Here is a 16,980-nt window from a genome sequence, read left to right on the forward strand (position 1 = left end):
GGAGGGGTTGTGGGGCACGCGTGTGCGGGCGCCTGCCGGCATGGCATGCGCGAAGGCAGCGACCCCGCGGGGCCGCGTGTCAGGAGATGTTGGGCAGCCGGCGCGACAGCTCGACCGACTCGACGGCCGGGTCGGCTTCGAGCTGCTGGAGCTTGTCGATCGGAATCTCGGCCGAGAACAGGCCCGGCGAGATGTCGGCACGCGCGGCGATGTAGTCCGGCCGCTCGGCGCCCTCGCACAGCTTGACCAGCACGACGACGCGCTCGCCCGACACCGGCGCGGGGGCGGCCGAAAAGTCGAGCTTCTTGAGCGAGCGCAAATCGATGGGCATGAGAGGGCAGATGGGGGCGGGAACACAGATTACACCCCCCGCTCGGGTTCGGCACAACCGCACCGGGCGTGGGGGTCATGGCGAGGTCTTCGGGTGGAGCGTCAGATCGCGCCGCTGCCGGCCCGGCCGTCGCCGCGCTGCGGGTCCCAGCCGGCCGGCCCGGCGCCGGGCTTGACGCCCGCCTTCAGCCTGGCGCGGATGTCGGCGATGGTCAGCTTCTTGCCCGCTTTGTGGGCCTTGGCCAGCATCAGCGCGACCAGCCCCGTCACCGCCGGCGCCGCCATGCTGGTGCCCGACTTCTTCACCATGCCGTCCTTCGTGCGCGACTGCGCGGCCTTCACCTGCACGCCGGGGGCGCTGACCTCGGGCTTGGGCCGGCCGTCGCGCGTCGGGCCCGCGCTCGAGAAGCTGGCGGCGGGCTCGCCCGTCTTGCGCGCGTCGTACGCGCCGACCACGATCGACAGTTTTCCCGTCGACAGCGAGCCCAACAGGTGCGACTTCACCGGCTGGCCGAAGTACGACTGGCCGCTGTCCAGGCGCTCGATCCAGGCGTGAAACGGCACGTCGTCGGCGGCCAGGGCGTGCAGCCGCACCTTGAACTCGCCGTCGGGCCAGTTGGGTGCGAGCCAGATGCCGATCACGTTGTCCTTGTTGTTCGGGTCGGTGATGCGGCTGCTGAGGAACGCGGCGATCTCGCCGTTGCCCGCGCCGAGCGGAAAGTTTTCGCCCGGTGCGACGCTGGCCAGCACCTCGCCATCGGGGCCCAGCAGCTCGGCGCGCAGGCGCTGGCTGCCGCCGTACCAGAGTTCGAACTCGCCGCCCTTGCCGTTGACCAGGGTCCACGACACATCGAGGTGCCCGTTGCCGGGCACCGTGCCCGCCGTGTGCGTGTTGTCTTCCTGCGAATTGCCGGCCGCCAGCACGATCGCGCGGTTGGGCTTTTGCGACACGAGCGCGTCGAAACCCTGCTCGACCAGCGAGGTGCCGTCGTGCGGGCCGCCGTTGGTGCCCAGGCTCAGGTTGACGACGCAGGGCCTGTCGCCGGCGCGGTCGAAGATGAACTTCACCGCCTCGAGCATCTGCACCGAATCGCCGAAGGAGCTGAACACGGCGTTGTGGCCGGTCCAGGCGATGTCGCGGGCCGACATCTCGACGAAGATCAGGTCGGCCTTGGGCGCCACGCCGGGTTGCAGCGACCCCCGGCCGTTGCCGCCGGCGATGTCCATCACATGCGTGCCGTGCGAACCCGGGCTGCCCGGCATGCCCGCACCGGGGTCGTAGCCCAGCGCCTTGTACGGGTCGGCCTTCTTCAGCGCCTTGTCGATGTCCGCCGCCTCGAAGAGCCGGCCGTAGCCGTAGGGGCTGTTCGCCTTGGCCGGCGCGCCTTGCTGCCACAGCGCCAGCAGGCGCGTCTTGCCGTTGGCTTTCAGGAAGTTCTGGTGCGCGAAGTCGCCGCCCGAATCGACCACGCCGATCACCACGCCGGCGCCGCCCGCCGTGCCGGCGAGCGCGGGGTTGTCGGCCTGTACCCCCATCGAGGCGATCGTGTTGTTCAGCGCCGGCAGCACGGGCTGCGAGGCCTTCATGCTGAGCACGGCCGGATGCTGGCGGATCGCCTCGGCCTTGCCCAGCGGAATGCGGCCCGTGACGAGCACCGTGCCGTCGTCGGCGGTCCCGATGTCGGAGCCCGCATCGACGTCGGGAATGTCGGCCCACTCGGCATGGCTGGTGACGCGCGCCACCACCGGCACCGAGTCGCCGTCGGCGGACGAGATCGGCATGCTCTGCTTGCCCGCGCGGCGGTTCATCACCGCCAGTTGGAGGCGCGGGTCCATCGAGGTCTCGACGTCCATCGGCAGGCGTTGCAGTTGTGCGAGCCCGAAGGTCGACACCGGCGAGAGCCGCGTGCACAGCGCGTCGGCCGTGCCTGCGAGTGCGGCGGTGAGGGCGGGGGAGGCTTCGCCCGGCAGGTGGCCCGCGGCGGGCGCATCGGCGTGGGCCGACTGCGCCACCATCGCGGCGGCCATCTCGGGCGGAAGATCGACCCAGCTGTTGAGCAGCTTGATCTGCCCGGTCACGTGCAGCCGCACGCTGCCGGACGACAGCGCCGGCGTCAGCACCCCGTGCGGCATCCTGGGGACTTTCGTATCAGCGGGCGAGGGCTTCTTCGCGGCGACGCGCTTCTTGGCTGGGGCCATCGGTCGGATCTCCTTGCGCAGGGGCACGGGTGGGTACCGCGAGGTGTAGCAGATTGCCGTGTCATCTGTCACCCCGGCTTGGGCAAGGAGGCGGTCAGAATCGCCGCATGAAAGTGGTGTTCAAGCTTCTGCTCGCGTACCTGGTGGCGAGCCTGCTGTCGACCGGCCTTGCGCTGGTTCTGTTTCCGCTGCACGCGCATGTGCCCGCGGTGGTGGTGCTGCTCGCGTTTCCGCTGGTGCCGTGGACCTTGCTTGGCAACCTCGCGAGCGAGGGCTTCAGGGCCAGGGAGGTGGGGCCGCTGTTGGTGTTCGTGCTGGCGTTCGGCGGCGTGGCTTGGCTGATGTTGCGCGCGTCATCGAAGGCCGCGCAGCGATAGCAACGCCGGGCTCACTTCGCACCGATCTCGAAGACATCGCCGTTCGTCGGCGTCGCGTTCTCGTGGTAGATGTCGTAGAGGTACTGCGCGAGGTCGGCCGGCGCCACGTCGGGCGGAATCGCGAGCTGGGCGAGGCCCAGTTTTCCGTCGGCGCCGACCCAGTGGCTGCGCCAGCGGGCATCGGTCATTTCGACGCGCAGGGTACGGCCGAACACGTTGAAGAGGTGGCGCATCGTCGGGGCTTCGGGCATGCACGAAAAGAGATGAGGGGACAGCGACTGTAGCGCCCTCGTCGTATGCACAATGGGCCGACTCGCCCGTCACATCCACTCCAGAGTCCGCATGGCAGACCCCAACGTACGCAAGACCTACGAAGCGGCCGTGGCCGCGCTCGGTCCTGCTGCCGAGCGGATGCTGGCCGGCGGTGTGAGTGAAGAACAGGTGGCGCGCTGGATCTTCGCGCAGCGGGACGATCTCAAGCTGCACTACCGCGCGCTGACGCCCTCGCACGAGCTGCAGGCCCTCGAAGCCAGGTCGCACAGCCGCTACGGCAACACGCTGGGCCCGTCGATCGAGCAACTGCGAAGCGCGGGAAAGTCGTGGCGGGACATCATCGATTCGGCGGCGCGGCCGGGGAACCACTACCGCCAAGGCGATTGATCGCTACTCGGCGCTGCGCCAGCGGCCCGAGCTCGCGCAGACCTCGGCCGGTTCGCCGTTCACCCGCACCTGTTCTTCACCGAGCCGCGACGCGGTGACCGGATCGACATCGAAGCCGACGCCGAGCAGGCGCGCCACCTGCGCGTCTTCGATCGACAGCTCCCAGGTCAGGAACAGCTGCGTGCGATCGAGCGAAGACGGGAAGTCGGCCGCATCGAAACCGTGGTCGCTGCCGCGCGGCACGACCGCGTGGGGCTGGCCGGTGTCGAACAGCAGGGCCGTGCCCCGGGTGAGCGGAATGCGATGGCCCGTGACGGGAAAGTGCACGTCCAGGCCCTTGTCCTCGCTGAGGAACAGGTTGCAGAAGGCCGCGCCACCGTACTGCGCGCCGTCGTGGTGGTAGCGGGCCCCGCGGCACACCATCAGGGCGACGTCGCTGGCAGGCAGCAGCGAGGCGGGCAGGCCCAGCGTGCCCAGCCAGCCGGACATCGCCTGCACGCACTGCGCGTAGTCGGGCCAGCGCGTGCGCGCGCGGGCCAGCGGCATCGGTTCGACATCGCCGGGTTCGAGCAGCACGTTCGTGGCGATCTCCCGCTGCCAGTCGGCTACGAGGCGGGCTGGGGGCTCGGGCACGTCGAGCAGGGCCGCGTGCACGATGCCGCTCACGCTGCGGCTGCGCAGCGTGTCGCCGTGCCAGAAATAGGAGGTCAGCAGGTCGTGCATGCGAGGGCTTTCAAGGCACGGAGGGTACACGCGGCGCGGCGCCGGGCACCGGGGAGCGACGGCCGATGCGGCATACTCCCACCCCCTCCCAACTCGCCAGAATTCCGCTGAATGGACAAGGAAGTCGACCCCTCCGTGCTCGCTGCCATCGATGAGATGCGGCTCTCCGGACCGCGCCTCACGCCGGTCGAAATCGTCGCCAAGATGGGGGTGTTCGACGCACGCGACAAGCCGTTCGAGCACGCCTGGCTCGCCACCGGCGACAACGTCATCGCCACCATCTGGGGCGAGTACGTGAGCGTCGCGGCCGGTGGCCGCTGGTTCTACCTGGAATCGCTCGACGCCCAGCGCCGCCCCGGCGGCGGCGTGCGCAGCGCCCAGCAGGCGCAGCGCGCCAAGGACCGCCTGGCCCTGCTCAAGCGCACCTTCGACGCCGGCCAGGGCTTCCGCGCCGTGCTGCAGACCAACCGCGTGGCCATTGCCGAGCTCGAGAGCAACAAGAGCGCCAAGGTGTCGACCCGCGTGCGCGACGATGCCGAATGGCACGTCGCGAGCTGGGAGCCCGAGCAGCAGCTCGCGGTGCTGGTGCGCGGTGCGCGCGGCTGGGTGCCGACCGAGGCCGACATCACGGCCGCCAAGGCCCGTGGCGGCGTGCCGGCGGCCGACGACGCCGACGCGGCCCCGGCCGGCCCGACCACGACCGACGCCGTGCAGGCCGCCGCCATGGCCTACGTCATGGGCCACTTCAAGGGCTACGGCTACAACGCGGAAGACGTCACCAGCAAGGCGCTGGGCTACGACATCGAGGTGTCGAACGCCAAGGGCGCGATGCTGCTCAAGGTGGTCGTGAAGGGCACCGCCCCGGCGCTGCCGACCTTCGCGCTCACGCCCGAGGAAAGCCTGTGCGCCGTGCGCGAGCCGCTGTGGCGCCTGCTGGTGGTGGCCGACGCGGGCAGCGCGACGGCGGCGCACAAGATCTACAAGCCGACCGAAGTCGACCAGGCGCCGGGCTTCCAGCGCAAGGCCTGACCGGCCTCCCAGGCAAACGCCGCGGCCGCACCGGCGCGCCGCGGGCGTTTCCAAATTCTTACAACTGAGCCCCCGGAAACCCGTCGTTTCCAACGGTAAAGTTCCGCCGTCCGGCGCGAACAGTTCGTGCCTTCGCCCCCTCTGTTCGCCCCCCTTCATGTCCAACCTCATCGTGCACGGCGGTACGCCCCTTCGCGGCCGCATCATTCCCTCCGCCAACAAGAACGCGGTGCTGCCGGTGCTGTGCGCCACCTTGCTCACCGGCGAACCGCTGCGGCTGCACGGGGTGCCCGACATCACCGACGTGCGCAAGATCCTCGACATCTTCCGCACGCTGGGCAGCGAGGTCCGCATGGACCACGAGAGCGGCACGCTCGAGCTGCACCACCGCGCCACCACCTTCGATGCGGCGCTCCACCGCCTGCCGGAGGAGATGCGCTCGTCGATCATGCTGGTGCCGCCGCTGCTGGCGCGCTTCGGCGTGGCGCGGCTGGAAGACAACGTCAAGGGCTGCACGCTGGGCGTGCGCGAGATCGATCCGCACGTCGAGGTGTTCCAGCGCTTTGGCGGCCAGGTGGAGCGCACCGAGGGCTCGCTGCTGGTGTACGCGCCCGGCCGGCTCACGCCTACCGACCACTGGCTGGACTACGCCTCGGTGACGACCACCGAGAACTTCGTGCTGTGCGCGGCCGCCGCGGGCGGCACCTCGACGCTCACCAACGCGGCCTCGGAGCCGCACGTGCAGGAGTTCTGCCGCTTCATGGCCATGATCGGCGTGCGCATCGAGGGCATGGGCACCTCGCGGCTCACGGTGCATGGCGGCGGCGCGCTGGGCGGCGGCGAGTTCCGCTTCGACGAAGACTTCCACGAGATCACCACCTTCCTGGCGCTGGGCGCGATCACCGGCGGCGACGTCGTGGTGCGCAACAGCGCGCCGGGCAACTTTCCGCTCATCGACCGCACCTTTGCCAAGTTCGGCGTGCAGATCGAGCATGCCGACGGCTGGTCGCGCGCCATCCGCAGCGGCCCGCTGAAGGTGCAGACGCCGTTCACCAGCAACGTGCTCACCAAGGTGGAGGCCGCGCCGTGGCCGTACTTCCCGGTCGACCTGCTGCCGATCTTCATTGCGCTGGGCGTGCGTGCGCAGGGCAACGCGATGTTCTGGAACAAGGTGTACGACGGTGCGCTGGGCTGGACCGGCGAGCTGTCCAAGTTCGGCGCGCACGTGTTCTCGTCCGACCCGCACCGGCTCATCACCTTCGGCGGCCACGCGCTCACACCGGCGGTGGTCGAGAGTCCCTACATCATCCGCGTGGCGATCGCGCTGTTCATGGTGGCCGCGAGCATCGAGGGCAAGTCCGAGATCCGCAACGCCACGCCGATCCGGCGCGCGCATCCGCGCTTCGTGGAAAACCTGCGCAGCCTGGGCGTGCAGGTGGAGTGGACCAGCGAGGAGTGAAGCGGCCGTGATCGTTTCCGTCTCGCACAGGGCCAAGTGGCTGCTGATGCAGCTCGGGCAGCTGGTGCTGATGGTCGGCCTGACCTCGCTGGTGTTCAACTACGCCTACCGCTTCCTGGTCGACCGCACGATCAACACGCCGCTGTTCTATGCGGTGACGCTGCTGCTGGCGCTCGTGGTCATCGTCGCGGTGCGGCGCGACTACCTGTTCGTGTCGCGCTACGAGTTCACGCCCGAGGCCATCGTCGTGCGCACGGCACTCGGTGCCTCCAAGCGCTTCGAGACGCAAGATTTCAAGTTCGTGCCCAGCCTGCACAAGACGATCAACCTGCCGGAGCCGAAGGCCTCGCTGTCCTTCGATGTGCAGAACCGCCAGACGGGCCGCCGTGCCCGCAACTACACATGGACCGGCTTTGCGGTGGAAGACTTCCGCGCGGTGTGCCGCCTGTACGGCTACCAGGACGACACCGATTTCAAGCTGAAGGACTTCGGCAAGGCGCGCTGAGCCGGCGGGCGGCTGCGCCCGCGATGACCCCGCAGCCACAGCGCCCACCGGCTTCGCCGGAGAATGCCGTCATTCGACACACGGACACAGGAGCGCACCCCGAATGACGACGTTGCAACAGATCCTCGGCACCGAACTTCCATTGATCCAGGCGCCGATGGCCGGCGCGCAGGCCAGCGCGATGGCGATCGCGGTGTGCAACGAGGGCGCGCTGGGGTCGCTGCCGTGCGCGATGCTCGGCCCCGACGCGATGCGCAGCGAACTCGCGGCGATCCGCGCGGGCACCGACAAGCCCTTCAACGTCAATTTCTTCGCCCACACCCCGCCCACGCCGGACGAGGCACGCGAGGCCGCCTGGCGCGCCGCGCTGGGGCCGTACTACGCCGAGTTCGGCATCGACCCCGCGGGCATCCCGACCGGCCCCGGGCGCAACCCTTTCAGCGCCGAGGTGGCCGACCTGCTGGCCGAGTTCAAGCCGCCAGTGGTGAGCTTCCATTTCGGGCTGCCGCCCGAGTCGCTGCTGGCCAAGGTGCGCGGCTGGGGCGCGAAGGTGCTGGTCTCGGCCACCACCGTCGATGAAGCGCTGTGGCTCGAGGCGAAGGGCGTCGACGCGGTCATCGCGCAGGGGCTGGAGGCCGGCGGGCACCGCGGCCATTTCCTGTCGCACGACCTCACGAAACAGCTCGGCACCTTCGCGCTGCTGCCGCAGCTGGTGCGCGCATTGAAGGTGCCGGTGATCGCCGCCGGCGGCATTGCAGATGCCGACGGCGTGGCTGCGGCCATGGCACTGGGCGCGGCCGGCGTGCAGGTCGGCACGGCCTACCTGCTGACGCCCGAGGCCATGACCAGCGCGCTGCACCGCGCGGCGCTGAAGAGCGAGGCCGCGCGCCACACGGCGCTCACCAACCTGTTCACCGGCCGACCCGCGCGCGGCATCGTCAACCGCGTGATGCGCGAGCTGGGCCCCATCGGCCCGGCGCCGGAATTTCCGCTCGCCACCTCGGGCATCGCGCCGCTGCGCGCCAAGGCCGAGGCGCAGGGCAGCGGCGATTTTTCTCCGCTGTGGTCGGGGCAGAACGCCACCGGCTGCCGCGAGGTGTCCTCGGCCGAGGTCACGCGCGCGCTGGCCAAGGGCTTTCGCTGAGCCGCGCCGTCCGTCATTTTTTTCGAGCCCTTCCGACCCATGACATCGCTCCATCTGCCCCTGCAGTTCCTGCACCATCCCGCACCCTCGGGCGGCCCTGAACCCTGGCTGCTCGTGCTGATGCACGGCGTGGGCAGCAACGAGCAGGACCTGTTCGGCCTGGCGCGCATGATGCCGCCGCAGTTCCACGTGCTGAGCCTGCGCGCGCCGTATGTGCTGTCGCCCGGTTCCTACGCGTGGTTCGAGTTCCAGGTGCTGGCCGACGGCGGGCGCCGCATCGACGAAGAACAGGAGCGCGAAAGCCGCTTCCTCATCGGCGAGATGGTCACGTCGGCGTCGCAGCAGCTGGGCATCCCGCCCGAGCGCGTGGTGGTCGGCGGCTTCAGCCAGGGCGGGATCATGTCGTTGTCGCTGCTGCTCACGCAGCCCGGGAAGCTGCGCGCCGCGTTGGTGTGGCACAGCCGGCTGCTGCCCGAGGTGGTGCCGCACATCGCGCCGCCCGAGGCCTTCGCGGGCAAGGCGCTGTGGGTGAGCCACGGCAGCGCCGACAACGTGATTCCGCCGAGCGCCGCACAGGCCACGCGCGAGCTGGCGCGCGGGCTGCCGCTGGCGCTGTCGGGTTCGGACTTCCCGGGCGCGCACGAGATCCGCCCGGCCGAGCTGCAGGGCACGCTGGCGTGGCTGCAGGCGCTCAGCGCGCCAACAGCCGCGCCCTGACCATCGCTTCCATCTCGGCGACCCACGCGTCACTCGCCGCGTCGTCGGGCTGCACCAGCAGCCGGTAGCGGCGCCCGCCCCAGGCGGCGGTCAGCAACGCCTGCACGGTGGCGGGCGAGGGCGGCGGCTGCAGGTCGCGGCAGGCGGCGAAGGCCTGCGTCCAGCGTGCGAGCAGTTCGTCATACACGCGCCGGTGGTGCTTGGGCTCGGCCACGCGGTGCTCGAGCATCAGCATCTCGTGGTCGAAGGCGGGCAAGTCGTCGATGCGCGTGTCGCAGGTGAGGCGCACGAGGCGTGTGACGCGTTCGCGCCAGTCGATGCCTGAAGGCGCGATCACGTTCGCGTCGAGCCGCGCCAGCAGCGCCTCGACGCAGTGGCGCACATAGCCCGAGAGCAGGGCTTCCTTGTCGGGAAAGTAGTCGTAGAAGGTGCCGACGGCGATGCCGGTTTCGAGCGCCACGGCGCGCGTGGTCACGCCTTCCCAGCCCTGCGTGCGCCAAATCCGAACAAAGGCGTCGTAGATGGCCTGCACGGTGAACTTGCCGCGCGCCTGCGTGGGGCGTTTCAGGGGCTTGGAGCGGGGTGCGGCGGGCATGGACCGGGTTTCCGAACCCGCGGCGAAGCGGGCCGTCCTACAGTTTGCGAATGAACAACGCATTCACTTTAACCCGCCTCGAAACGCGCAAGAACGCACTCGGAACCACCCGCATCGTCACTTCGGAAGACGCCGGCAGTTTGCAGCCGGGCGAGGTGCTGATGAAGATCGAGCGCTTCTCGCTCACCACCAACAACATCACCTATGCGGCCTTCGGCGATGCGGTGATGAAGTACTGGCAGTTCTTTCCCACCGGCGATGCTGACTGGGGCCACATGCCGGCCTGGGGCTTTGCCGACGTGGTGGCCTCGAATGTCGAAGGCGTGGCGGTGGGCGAGCGCTTCTACGGCTACTTTCCCATCGCGAGCCACCTGCGCATGCAGCCGGTGCGCGTGACGCCGCGCGGCTTCTACGACGGCGCGGCGCACCGCAGCGAGCTGGTGTCGGCCTACAACCAGTACATGCGCTGCAGCCACGACGCGGGCTACGTCGCCGCGCTGGAGGACTACCAGATGCTGGTGCGTCCGCTGTTCATCACCTCGTTCATGCTGGCCGACTTTCTCGAAGACAACGCCTTCTTCGGCGCGACGCAGGTCGTGGTGTCGAGCGCATCGAGCAAGACGGCGTTCGGCACGGCCTTCTGCCTCGGCCGCCGCGAGGGCCTGCAGCTGATCGCGGCCACCTCCGAAGGCAACCGCGCCTTCGTCGAGGCGCTGGGCTGCTACGACCGCACGGTGGCCTACGGCGAGATCGCCACGCTCGCGGCCGACGTGCCCACGCTGTACGTCGACTTCGCGGGCCACGACGCGCTGCGCGCCACCGTGCACCACCACTTCGGCGAATCGCTGGTGTACGACTGCTATGCGGGCTCGGCGCAGAAGACCGAATTCCTCGGCGACACCAGCGCGCTGCCCGGCCCCACGCCGAAGCTCTACTTCGCGCCCGTGCAGATCCGCAAGCGCAATGCCGACTGGGGGCCGCAGGAGGTCAACCGCCGCTTCAACGATGCGCAGGGCCGCTTCATCGCCGAGCTCAGCCGCCCGGGCAACCGCTGGATGACGCTGGCCCAGGGCCGCGGCTTCGCGCATGCGCAGGCGGTGATTGCCGACCTGCACGCGGGCCGCGTCGATCCGCGCGAGGCGCATGTGGTGCGCATTGGCGGCGCGTGACGGGCTGAGCGACTGAACTTCGGCGCGGGTGGGGCGTCACAGGGGGTTACGAGAACGTGGCGATCGTGCGGGCCGTGCAGGCCATCCTGGTGCACCATTGCCTTTCGTCTCCCCACTGCCATCCCGCAAAAGGAAACCGCCCATGTCCGACGCCGACTCCCCCCGCGACACCCCCGAATTCCGACCCCGCAAGGAAGCACCGATGGGCACCATCGTCGGCCTGGCGCTGGTCGTGCTGGTGGCGGCTTATTTCGGCTGGCGCTGGTACCAGCAGCAGCAACTGGCGCCGCTGCCGACCGCGCCCGTGGCCGTCGCCCCGAACGACGCGCCCCCCGAGCCGCCCAAGGCCGAAGAGCCGAAGGGCCCGCAGAACCCGGTCGAGGCGCTGGCCCCGCCCGATGCCGCGCTGCCCGCGCTGGCCAGTTCCGATGCGCGCGTGATGAAGGCGCTCACCGAGCTGCTGGGCGGCAAGGCCGTGGCGGCCTACCTGCAGTCCGACGGCGTGGTGCGGCGCTTCGTCGCCACCGTCGACAACCTGCCGCGCGAGCAGGCGCCCGCCAGCAAGTGGCCCGTGCAGCCCGCGCCGCAGCGCTTCATCACCGAGGGGCCGCAGCAGGGCGGCGTGCAGACCATCGCGGCGAACAACGCCGCGCGCTACAACGGCATCGTGATGCTGGCCGGGGCGGTCGATCCGGCCAAGGCGGCGGCGGTGTATGCGCGGCTGTACCCGCTGTTCCAGCAGGCGTACGAAGAGCTGGGCTATCCGGGCCGCTATTTCAACGACCGCTTCATCGCCGTGATCGACCACCTGCTGCAGGCGCCCGAGCCCACGGGGCCGGTGCAGGTGAAGCTGGTCGAGGTGAAGGGCGACATTCCCTCGCAGCGGCCCTGGGTGCGCTACGAATACGCCGATCCGAAGCTCGAATCGCTCTCGGCCGGCCAGAAGATCCTGGTGCGCATGGGGCCCGAGAACGAGCGCAAGATGAAGGCCAGCCTGCGCGGGCTGCGCGCGCAGATCGCCACCGGCGAGATCGCGAAGAAGAAGCAGCCCTGAGGCGTGATGCACTGACAGCGCCCCGCCTGCACGCCCTGTAGGCGCGGGCCGATTGCATGCGGCGCGAAGGGCCGAGATGATTTGCGCCTACGACTTCGAGGGCAAGCCATGAACCTGATGAGCGTCGATCTTTACCAGAGCACCACCGACCCCGGGAAATTCCTGGCGCTTCCCGCCGGCACCGACCCGACCGAACTCATGGGCCCGATGACCTTCGACCGGGACTATGCGCACATCAAGCGCTACCAGGCGGCCTTCGCGTTCGATCCGTCCGAAACCTACGCGGGCGTGAACGCCGCGAAGATCGCCGCGGACCTGCTCACCGTGAAGTGGGCGATGTACCGCCGCGAAGGCTGAGCGGCGGGCGGCTTGCGCCGCCGCGCTTTCATCAGGCCTCTTCGGTTTCCTGGTACTCGCCCACCGGCACGCAGCTGCAGAACAGGTTGCGGTCGCCGTAGACGTTGTCGACGCGCCCGATCGGCGGCCAGTACTTGGCCTGCTTGAGTTCGGCCAGCGGGAACGCGCCCAGTTCGCGCGAGTACGGGTGGCTCCACTCCGTGCCAAGCAGGCTGGCGGCGGTGTGCGGCGCGTGCTTGAGCGGGTTGTCGTCCTTCGACCAGACGCCTTCTTCGACGCGGCGGATCTCGCCGCGGATGGCGATCATCGCGTCGACGAAACGGTCGAGCTCGGCCAGCGGTTCGCTTTCGGTGGGCTCCACCATCAGCGTGCCGGGCACGGGGAAGCTCAGCGTGGGCGCGTGGAAGCCGTAGTCGATGAGGCGCTTGGCCACGTCTTCGGCGGTGACGCCGCTGGTGTCCTTCAGCGGGCGCAGGTCCAGGATGCACTCGTGCGCGACGTGGCCGTTGGGGCTCGCGTACAGCGTGGGGTAGTGGTCCTTCAGGCGCGCGCTGATGTAGTTGGCGCTCAGGATGGCCGTCTCGGTCGCGGCCTGCAGGCCCTTGGCGCCCATCATGCGGCAGTACATCCAGCTGATCGGCAGCACGGCTGCGTTGCCCAGCGGCGCGGCCGACACGGCGCCCACGCCGTTCGAGGGCACGCCGGCCGTGGCATGGCCCGGCAGGTAGGGCACGAGGTCTTCGACCACGCAGACCGGGCCCACGCCCGGGCCGCCGCCGCCGTGCGGGATGCAGAAGGTCTTGTGCAGGTTCAGGTGGCTCACGTCGCCGCCGAACTCGCCCGGCGCGGCCACGCCGACCAGCGCGTTCATGTTGGCGCCATCGACGTACACGCGGCCGCCGTGCTCATGCACGAGCTCGCACAGTTCCTTCACGCGCGTCTCGAACACGCCGTGCGTGCTGGGGTAGGTGATCATCACGGCGGCCAGGTGGGCGTTGTGCTTCTCGCAGGCGCGCTTGAGGTCGTCCATGTCGACGTTGCCCTGTGCGTCGCAGGCCGTCACCACCACCTGCAGGCCCACCATCTGGGCGCTGGCCGGGTTGGTGCCGTGCGCCGACGAGGGAATCAGGCAGATGTTGCGGTGGCCCTGGCCCTTGGCTTCATGGAAGGACTTGATGGCCAGCAGGCCCGCGTACTCGCCCTGCGAGCCCGCGTTGGGCTGCAGGCTGATGCCCGCGTAGCCGGTGGCCTCGCACAGCCAGGCGCGCAGCTGCGCGTCGAGCTGGGCGTAGCCCTGCAGCTGGTCGGCGGGCGCGAAGGGGTGGATGTTCGCGAACTCGGGCCAGGTGATGGGGATCATCTCGCTGGTCGCGTTGAGCTTCATGGTGCAGCTGCCCAGCGGGATCATGCTGCGGTCGAGCGCGAGGTCCTTGTCCGACAGGCTGCGGATGTAGCGCAGCATCGCCGTTTCGCTCTTGTGGGTGTTGAACACCGGGTGCGTGAGGAAGGCGCTGGTGCGGCGCAGGTCCTCGGGAATCAGCGGCGTGGTGTTGGCGGCCAGCTCGTCGAAGCGCGGCATCGCGGTGCCGGCGGGCACGAACAGCGCCCACAGGGTTTCGATGTCGGCGCGCGTGGTGGTTTCGTCCAGCGAGATGCCCAGGTGCTGTTGCAGGCGCTGGCGCAGGTTGACGCCGCCGGCCTGCGCGCGTTCGATGATCGCGGCCGTGTCGTCGCCGGTGCGGATCGTCAGTGAGTCGAAGGCGGTGGTGTTCACCGGCTCGCGGCCCATCTGCGACAGGCCCTTGGCGAGGATGGCGGTGAGCACGGCCACGCGCTGCGCGATGCGCGTGAGGCCGTCGGGGCCGTGGTACACGGCGTACATGCTGGCGACCACGGCCGGCAGCACCTGCGCGGTGCAGATGTTCGAGGTGGCCTTCTCGCGGCGGATGTGCTGTTCGCGCGTCTGCAGCGCAAGGCGGTAGGCCGGCTGGCCGTGCGTGTCGACGCTCACGCCGACGAGGCGGCCGGGCAGCGAGCGCTTGAACGAATCGCGGCAGGCCAGGTAGGCGGCGTGCGGGCCGCCGTTGCACAGCGGCATGCCGAGGCGCTGCGTGGTGCCGCAGACGATGTCGGCATCGAACTCGCCGGGGGCGACCAGCAGCGTGAGCGCCAGCAGGTCGGCCGCGACGATGAAGGCGGCGTCGCACTGGTGCGCGTGGCCCGCGAGCGGGCGCAGGTCGTGCACGTGGCCGGTGGTGGCGGGGTACTGCGCGAGCACGCCGAAGAACTCGCCGCTCACCATCAGGTGCGGCAGCGTTTCCGACACGGTGCTCACCTTGACCTCGATGCCCAGCGGCGCGGCGCGCGTCTTGATGACTTCGATGGTCTGCGGATGGCAGTCGCCCGACACGAGGAACACGTTGCTCTTGCTTTTCACGCTGCGCTTGGCGAGCGTCATCGCCTCGGCGGCGGCCGTGGCTTCGTCGAGCATCGAGGCGTTGGCGATGGCCATGCCCGTGAGGTCGCACACCATCGTCTGGAAGTTGAGCAGGGCTTCCATGCGGCCCTGCGAGATCTCGGCCTGGTAGGGCGTGTAGGCGGTGTACCAGGCGGGGTTCTCCAGGATGTTGCGCAGGATCACGCCTGGCGTGTGCGTGCCGTAATAGCCCTGGCCGATGAAGCTCTTGAACACCTTGTTCTTCGACGCCAGCGCCTTCAGCTCGGCCAGCGCGTCGGCCTCGGTGACCGGCGCGGGCAGGCGCATCGGCCGGGCGCGGCGGATGGCCGCGGGCACGATGCCGTCGATGAGCTCCGCGCGCGTCTCCGAGCCGATCACCGGCAGCATGCGCGCCTCGTCCGCCGCATCGATGCCGATGTGGCGGGCGAGGAATTCTTCGGCGTTCTCTAGTTCTTGCAAAGAGGGAAGGGCGGGAATCGGCATGGCGGTGAAGGCTCGGGGGAGAAGGAACGAAGGTGCGAAGAAGCTGCTGTTCAGCGGATCAGGATTCGGCGGCGAACTTGTCGTAGCTGGCGGCGTCGAGCAGGGCGTCGAGCTGCGCGGGCTCGCTCAGCTTGACCTTGAAGAACCAGCCGGCGGCCAGCGGGTCGCTGTTGGCCAGCGACGGGTCGGCGCGCAGCGCTTCGTTGACTTCGGTGATCTCGCCCGACACGGGCATGAACACATCGGCGGCGGCCTTCACCGACTCGACCACACCGGCGACCTCGCCCTGCGCGAAGGTCTTGCCCACTTCAGGCAGGTCGACGAACACCACGTCGCCCAGCGCGTCCTGCGCATGCACGGTGATGCCGACGGTGGCGGCGCCGCCTTCGGCCGCCACCCATTCGTGGTCCTTGGTGTATTTGATGCTCATGAAAAAACTCCTCGTGGAAAAAATGGAATCGGGGTGCAGAGCCTAGCCGGGTCTGCGGGGTTCAGTGTCGGTCAGCCGCGGTAGTAGCGCGTCGGCACGAAAGGCATGGTCGAGACTTCCATCGGCACCGGCTTGCCGCGCACGATGGCCTGCACGCGCGTGCCGGGTTCGGCGAAGGCGGCGGCCACGTAGCCCATGGCCACGCAGCGGTCGGCCGTGGGGCCGAGCAGGCCGCTGGTGACGGCGCCGATGTCGTGGCCTTCGAGCGACTGCAGCAGCGTACCGTCGCGCACCGGGATGCGTTCCAGTGCCACGAGGCCGACGCGCTTGCGCGTGAGCGTCTTGTGGTCGGTGTGGCCGGCCGCGCCCGAGGCGACGGCGGCGAGCTGGGCCAGCACCTTGGCCGCGCCCGGAAAGCCGCCTTCGCGCGCACCGCCGGCGCGGCGCACCTTCTGGATCGCCCAGTTGAGGGAGGCTTCGACCGGGGTGGTGGTGGTGTCGATGTCGTTGCCGTACAGGCACAGGCCGGCTTCGAGCCGCAGCGAGTTGCGCGCGCCCAGGCCGACGGGCTTCACTTCGGGCTGGGCCAGCAGCAGGCGGGCGAGGGCGTCGGCGTCCTTTGCGGCCACCGAGATCTCGAAGCCGTCTTCGCCGGTGTAGCCGCTGCGGGTGACGAAGGCGGCGATGCCGCCGATCTGCACCGCGCCGCCGGTCATGAACACGAAGCGCTCGATGCCGGGCGACAGGCGCGCCAGCGTGGCCGCGGCCTGCGGGCCCTGCAGTGCGAGCAGGGCATGGTCGGGCAGGGGCTGCACTTCGCAGCGAGCGCCGATCCTGGCCTGGATGTGGGCGATGTCGGCCACCTTGCAGGCGCCGTTCACGATCACGAAGAGCGAGCCATTGCCTTCGTTGAAGAACATCAGGTCGTCGAGGATGCCGCCCTCGTCGTTCAGCAGCAGGCCGTAGCGCTGCTTGCCGGCGGGCAGATCGACCACATCGACGGGCATCAGGGTTTCGAAGGCGGCGGCGGCGTCGGGGCCGACCAGGCGCAGCTGGCCCATGTGCGAGATGTCGAACAGGCCGGCCGCATCGCGCGTGTGCTTGTGCTCGGCCATGAGGCCGGCGGGGTACTGGACCGGCATCGAATAGCCGGCGAAGGGCACCATGCGGGCGCCCAACTCGACGTGGAGGTCGTACAGCGGGGTCTTGAGAAGTTGAGTATCCGAAGAAGCGGAAGCGGAGGAAGCGGCCACGGGGCACTCCAAAGGGGCAGTCGAAATCCATGGCTGCA

General features: G+C 69.6%; 18 protein-coding genes. 10 read left to right on the plus strand and 8 right to left on the minus strand.

Annotated features, from left to right (window positions below; all coding sequences use genetic code 11):
- Window positions 1-79: 79 nt before the first annotated feature.
- Both AC1RGU_RS06665 and AC1RGU_RS06670 read right to left on the minus strand, forming a co-directional pair.
- Window positions 80-331, minus strand: coding sequence for a cell division protein FtsQ/DivIB (locus AC1RGU_RS06665; protein ID WP_307694038.1), 252 nt, complete (start codon window positions 329-331; stop codon window positions 80-82).
- 101 nt (window positions 332-432) lie between these two features.
- Window positions 433-2,529 carry a S8 family serine peptidase gene (locus tag AC1RGU_RS06670; protein WP_492695542.1) on the minus strand — a complete coding sequence of 699 codons (2,097 nt, stop codon included), beginning with the start codon at window positions 2,527-2,529 and terminating at the stop codon, window positions 433-435.
- 107 nt (window positions 2,530-2,636) lie between these two features.
- Between AC1RGU_RS06670 and AC1RGU_RS06675 the strand changes: the two genes are divergently transcribed.
- Window positions 2,637-2,906: a hypothetical protein gene (locus AC1RGU_RS06675; protein WP_492695544.1), complete on the plus strand. Its 270-nt coding sequence runs from the start codon at window positions 2,637-2,639 to the stop codon at window positions 2,904-2,906.
- An 11-nt stretch (window positions 2,907-2,917) separates the two neighbouring features.
- Here the strand turns inward: AC1RGU_RS06675 and AC1RGU_RS06680 are convergent, their stop codons facing one another.
- A complete protein-coding gene (locus AC1RGU_RS06680) occupies window positions 2,918-3,157 on the minus strand; it encodes a DUF7661 family protein (RefSeq protein ID WP_492695546.1) in 240 nt (79 codons plus the stop codon).
- Window positions 3,158-3,248: 91 nt separating this feature from the next.
- On the opposite strand from AC1RGU_RS06680, the gene AC1RGU_RS06685 reads away from it, so the two are divergent.
- The gene (locus tag AC1RGU_RS06685; RefSeq protein WP_492695548.1) at window positions 3,249-3,566 is read left to right on the plus strand and encodes a hemagglutinin; all 318 of its coding nucleotides are present in this window, start codon (window positions 3,249-3,251) and stop codon (window positions 3,564-3,566) included.
- Between the two features lie 3 nt (window positions 3,567-3,569).
- Here AC1RGU_RS06685 and AC1RGU_RS06690 read toward each other — a convergent pair whose 3' ends face one another.
- A complete protein-coding gene (locus AC1RGU_RS06690; protein WP_492695550.1) occupies window positions 3,570-4,289 on the minus strand; it encodes a hypothetical protein in 720 nt (239 codons plus the stop codon).
- A gap of 111 nt (window positions 4,290-4,400) precedes the next feature.
- On the opposite strand from AC1RGU_RS06690, the gene AC1RGU_RS06695 reads away from it, so the two are divergent.
- The 5 genes from AC1RGU_RS06695 (at window position 4,401) to AC1RGU_RS06715 (ending at window position 9,143) form a co-directional block, all read left to right on the plus strand.
- Window positions 4,401-5,318, plus strand: coding sequence for a protein NO VEIN domain-containing protein (locus AC1RGU_RS06695; RefSeq protein WP_095947426.1), 918 nt, complete (start codon window positions 4,401-4,403; stop codon window positions 5,316-5,318).
- A 157-nt stretch (window positions 5,319-5,475) separates the two neighbouring features.
- The gene (locus tag AC1RGU_RS06700) at window positions 5,476-6,777 is read left to right on the plus strand and encodes a UDP-N-acetylglucosamine 1-carboxyvinyltransferase (protein ID WP_062474398.1); all 1,302 of its coding nucleotides are present in this window, start codon (window positions 5,476-5,478) and stop codon (window positions 6,775-6,777) included.
- A gap of 7 nt (window positions 6,778-6,784) precedes the next feature.
- On the plus strand, window positions 6,785-7,282 hold the full coding sequence (locus AC1RGU_RS06705; RefSeq protein ID WP_492695552.1) for a hypothetical protein: 498 nt from the start codon (window positions 6,785-6,787) through the stop codon (window positions 7,280-7,282).
- A 103-nt stretch (window positions 7,283-7,385) separates the two neighbouring features.
- Window positions 7,386-8,426, plus strand: coding sequence for an NAD(P)H-dependent flavin oxidoreductase (locus AC1RGU_RS06710; protein ID WP_492695554.1), 1,041 nt, complete (start codon window positions 7,386-7,388; stop codon window positions 8,424-8,426).
- A 39-nt stretch (window positions 8,427-8,465) separates the two neighbouring features.
- Complete coding sequence (locus AC1RGU_RS06715) at window positions 8,466-9,143, plus strand: alpha/beta hydrolase (RefSeq protein WP_492695556.1); 678 nt, start codon at window positions 8,466-8,468, stop codon at window positions 9,141-9,143.
- On the opposite strand, the gene AC1RGU_RS06720 is transcribed toward AC1RGU_RS06715, so the two are convergent.
- Window positions 9,118-9,738: a TetR/AcrR family transcriptional regulator gene (locus AC1RGU_RS06720; protein ID WP_492695558.1), complete on the minus strand. Its 621-nt coding sequence runs from the start codon at window positions 9,736-9,738 to the stop codon at window positions 9,118-9,120. The two genes, AC1RGU_RS06715 and AC1RGU_RS06720, sit on opposite strands and share 26 nt — an antisense overlap.
- Window positions 9,739-9,788: 50 nt before the next feature.
- Here AC1RGU_RS06720 and AC1RGU_RS06725 point away from each other — a divergent pair, with 50 nt between their 5' ends.
- The 3 genes from AC1RGU_RS06725 (at window position 9,789) to AC1RGU_RS06735 (ending at window position 12,318) form a co-directional block, all read left to right on the plus strand.
- Window positions 9,789-10,907: a DUF2855 family protein gene (locus tag AC1RGU_RS06725; protein WP_492695560.1), complete on the plus strand. Its 1,119-nt coding sequence runs from the start codon at window positions 9,789-9,791 to the stop codon at window positions 10,905-10,907.
- Window positions 10,908-11,049: 142 nt separating this feature from the next.
- Window positions 11,050-11,961 (plus strand): DUF3014 domain-containing protein, encoded by a 912-nt coding sequence (locus AC1RGU_RS06730; protein ID WP_492695562.1) that lies wholly within the window; start codon window positions 11,050-11,052, stop codon window positions 11,959-11,961.
- A 108-nt stretch (window positions 11,962-12,069) separates the two neighbouring features.
- Window positions 12,070-12,318, plus strand: coding sequence for a hypothetical protein (locus AC1RGU_RS06735; RefSeq protein WP_062474407.1), 249 nt, complete (start codon window positions 12,070-12,072; stop codon window positions 12,316-12,318).
- A 31-nt stretch (window positions 12,319-12,349) separates the two neighbouring features.
- On the opposite strand, the gene gcvP is transcribed toward AC1RGU_RS06735, so the two are convergent.
- The 3 genes from gcvP to gcvT all read right to left on the minus strand — a co-directional run bounded on the left by gcvP (window position 12,350) and on the right by gcvT (window position 16,942).
- Window positions 12,350-15,259, minus strand: a complete 2,910-nt coding sequence (gcvP, locus tag AC1RGU_RS06740; protein WP_492695564.1) for an aminomethyl-transferring glycine dehydrogenase — start codon at window positions 15,257-15,259, stop codon at window positions 12,350-12,352.
- Between the two features lie 58 nt (window positions 15,260-15,317).
- Window positions 15,318-15,689: a glycine cleavage system protein GcvH gene (gene gcvH / locus AC1RGU_RS06745; protein ID WP_062474411.1), complete on the minus strand. Its 372-nt coding sequence runs from the start codon at window positions 15,687-15,689 to the stop codon at window positions 15,318-15,320.
- 71 nt (window positions 15,690-15,760) lie between these two features.
- Window positions 15,761-16,942, minus strand: coding sequence for a glycine cleavage system aminomethyltransferase GcvT (gcvT, locus tag AC1RGU_RS06750; protein WP_492695566.1), 1,182 nt, complete (start codon window positions 16,940-16,942; stop codon window positions 15,761-15,763).
- Between the last annotated feature and the right edge of the window lie 38 nt (window positions 16,943-16,980).

Source organism: Variovorax sp. GW823-FHT02B07, from assembly GCF_058797695.1.

What these genes read in the sequence shown, in the direction of transcription:
- AC1RGU_RS06665 (WP_307694038.1), bottom strand. Translation starts at nt 331, where the DNA reads ATGCCCATCGATTTGCGCTCGCTCAAGAAGCTCGACTTTTCGGCCGCC.
- gcvP (WP_492695564.1), bottom strand. Translation starts at nt 15,259, where the DNA reads ATGCCGATTCCCGCCCTTCCCTCTTTGCAAGAACTAGAGAACGCCGAA.
- AC1RGU_RS06670 (WP_492695542.1), bottom strand. Translation starts at nt 2,529, where the DNA reads ATGGCCCCAGCCAAGAAGCGCGTCGCCGCGAAGAAGCCCTCGCCCGCT.
- AC1RGU_RS06735 (WP_062474407.1), top strand. Translation starts at nt 12,070, where the DNA reads ATGAACCTGATGAGCGTCGATCTTTACCAGAGCACCACCGACCCCGGG.
- AC1RGU_RS06725 (WP_492695560.1), top strand. Translation starts at nt 9,789, where the DNA reads ATGAACAACGCATTCACTTTAACCCGCCTCGAAACGCGCAAGAACGCA.
- AC1RGU_RS06680 (WP_492695546.1), bottom strand. Translation starts at nt 3,157, where the DNA reads ATGCCCGAAGCCCCGACGATGCGCCACCTCTTCAACGTGTTCGGCCGT.
- AC1RGU_RS06675 (WP_492695544.1), top strand. Translation starts at nt 2,637, where the DNA reads ATGAAAGTGGTGTTCAAGCTTCTGCTCGCGTACCTGGTGGCGAGCCTG.
- gcvH (WP_062474411.1), bottom strand. Translation starts at nt 15,689, where the DNA reads ATGAGCATCAAATACACCAAGGACCACGAATGGGTGGCGGCCGAAGGC.
- AC1RGU_RS06700 (WP_062474398.1), top strand. Translation starts at nt 5,476, where the DNA reads ATGTCCAACCTCATCGTGCACGGCGGTACGCCCCTTCGCGGCCGCATC.
- AC1RGU_RS06695 (WP_095947426.1), top strand. Translation starts at nt 4,401, where the DNA reads ATGGACAAGGAAGTCGACCCCTCCGTGCTCGCTGCCATCGATGAGATG.
- AC1RGU_RS06730 (WP_492695562.1), top strand. Translation starts at nt 11,050, where the DNA reads ATGTCCGACGCCGACTCCCCCCGCGACACCCCCGAATTCCGACCCCGC.
- AC1RGU_RS06720 (WP_492695558.1), bottom strand. Translation starts at nt 9,738, where the DNA reads ATGCCCGCCGCACCCCGCTCCAAGCCCCTGAAACGCCCCACGCAGGCG.
- AC1RGU_RS06690 (WP_492695550.1), bottom strand. Translation starts at nt 4,289, where the DNA reads ATGCACGACCTGCTGACCTCCTATTTCTGGCACGGCGACACGCTGCGC.
- AC1RGU_RS06710 (WP_492695554.1), top strand. Translation starts at nt 7,386, where the DNA reads ATGACGACGTTGCAACAGATCCTCGGCACCGAACTTCCATTGATCCAG.
- AC1RGU_RS06715 (WP_492695556.1), top strand. Translation starts at nt 8,466, where the DNA reads ATGACATCGCTCCATCTGCCCCTGCAGTTCCTGCACCATCCCGCACCC.
- AC1RGU_RS06685 (WP_492695548.1), top strand. Translation starts at nt 3,249, where the DNA reads ATGGCAGACCCCAACGTACGCAAGACCTACGAAGCGGCCGTGGCCGCG.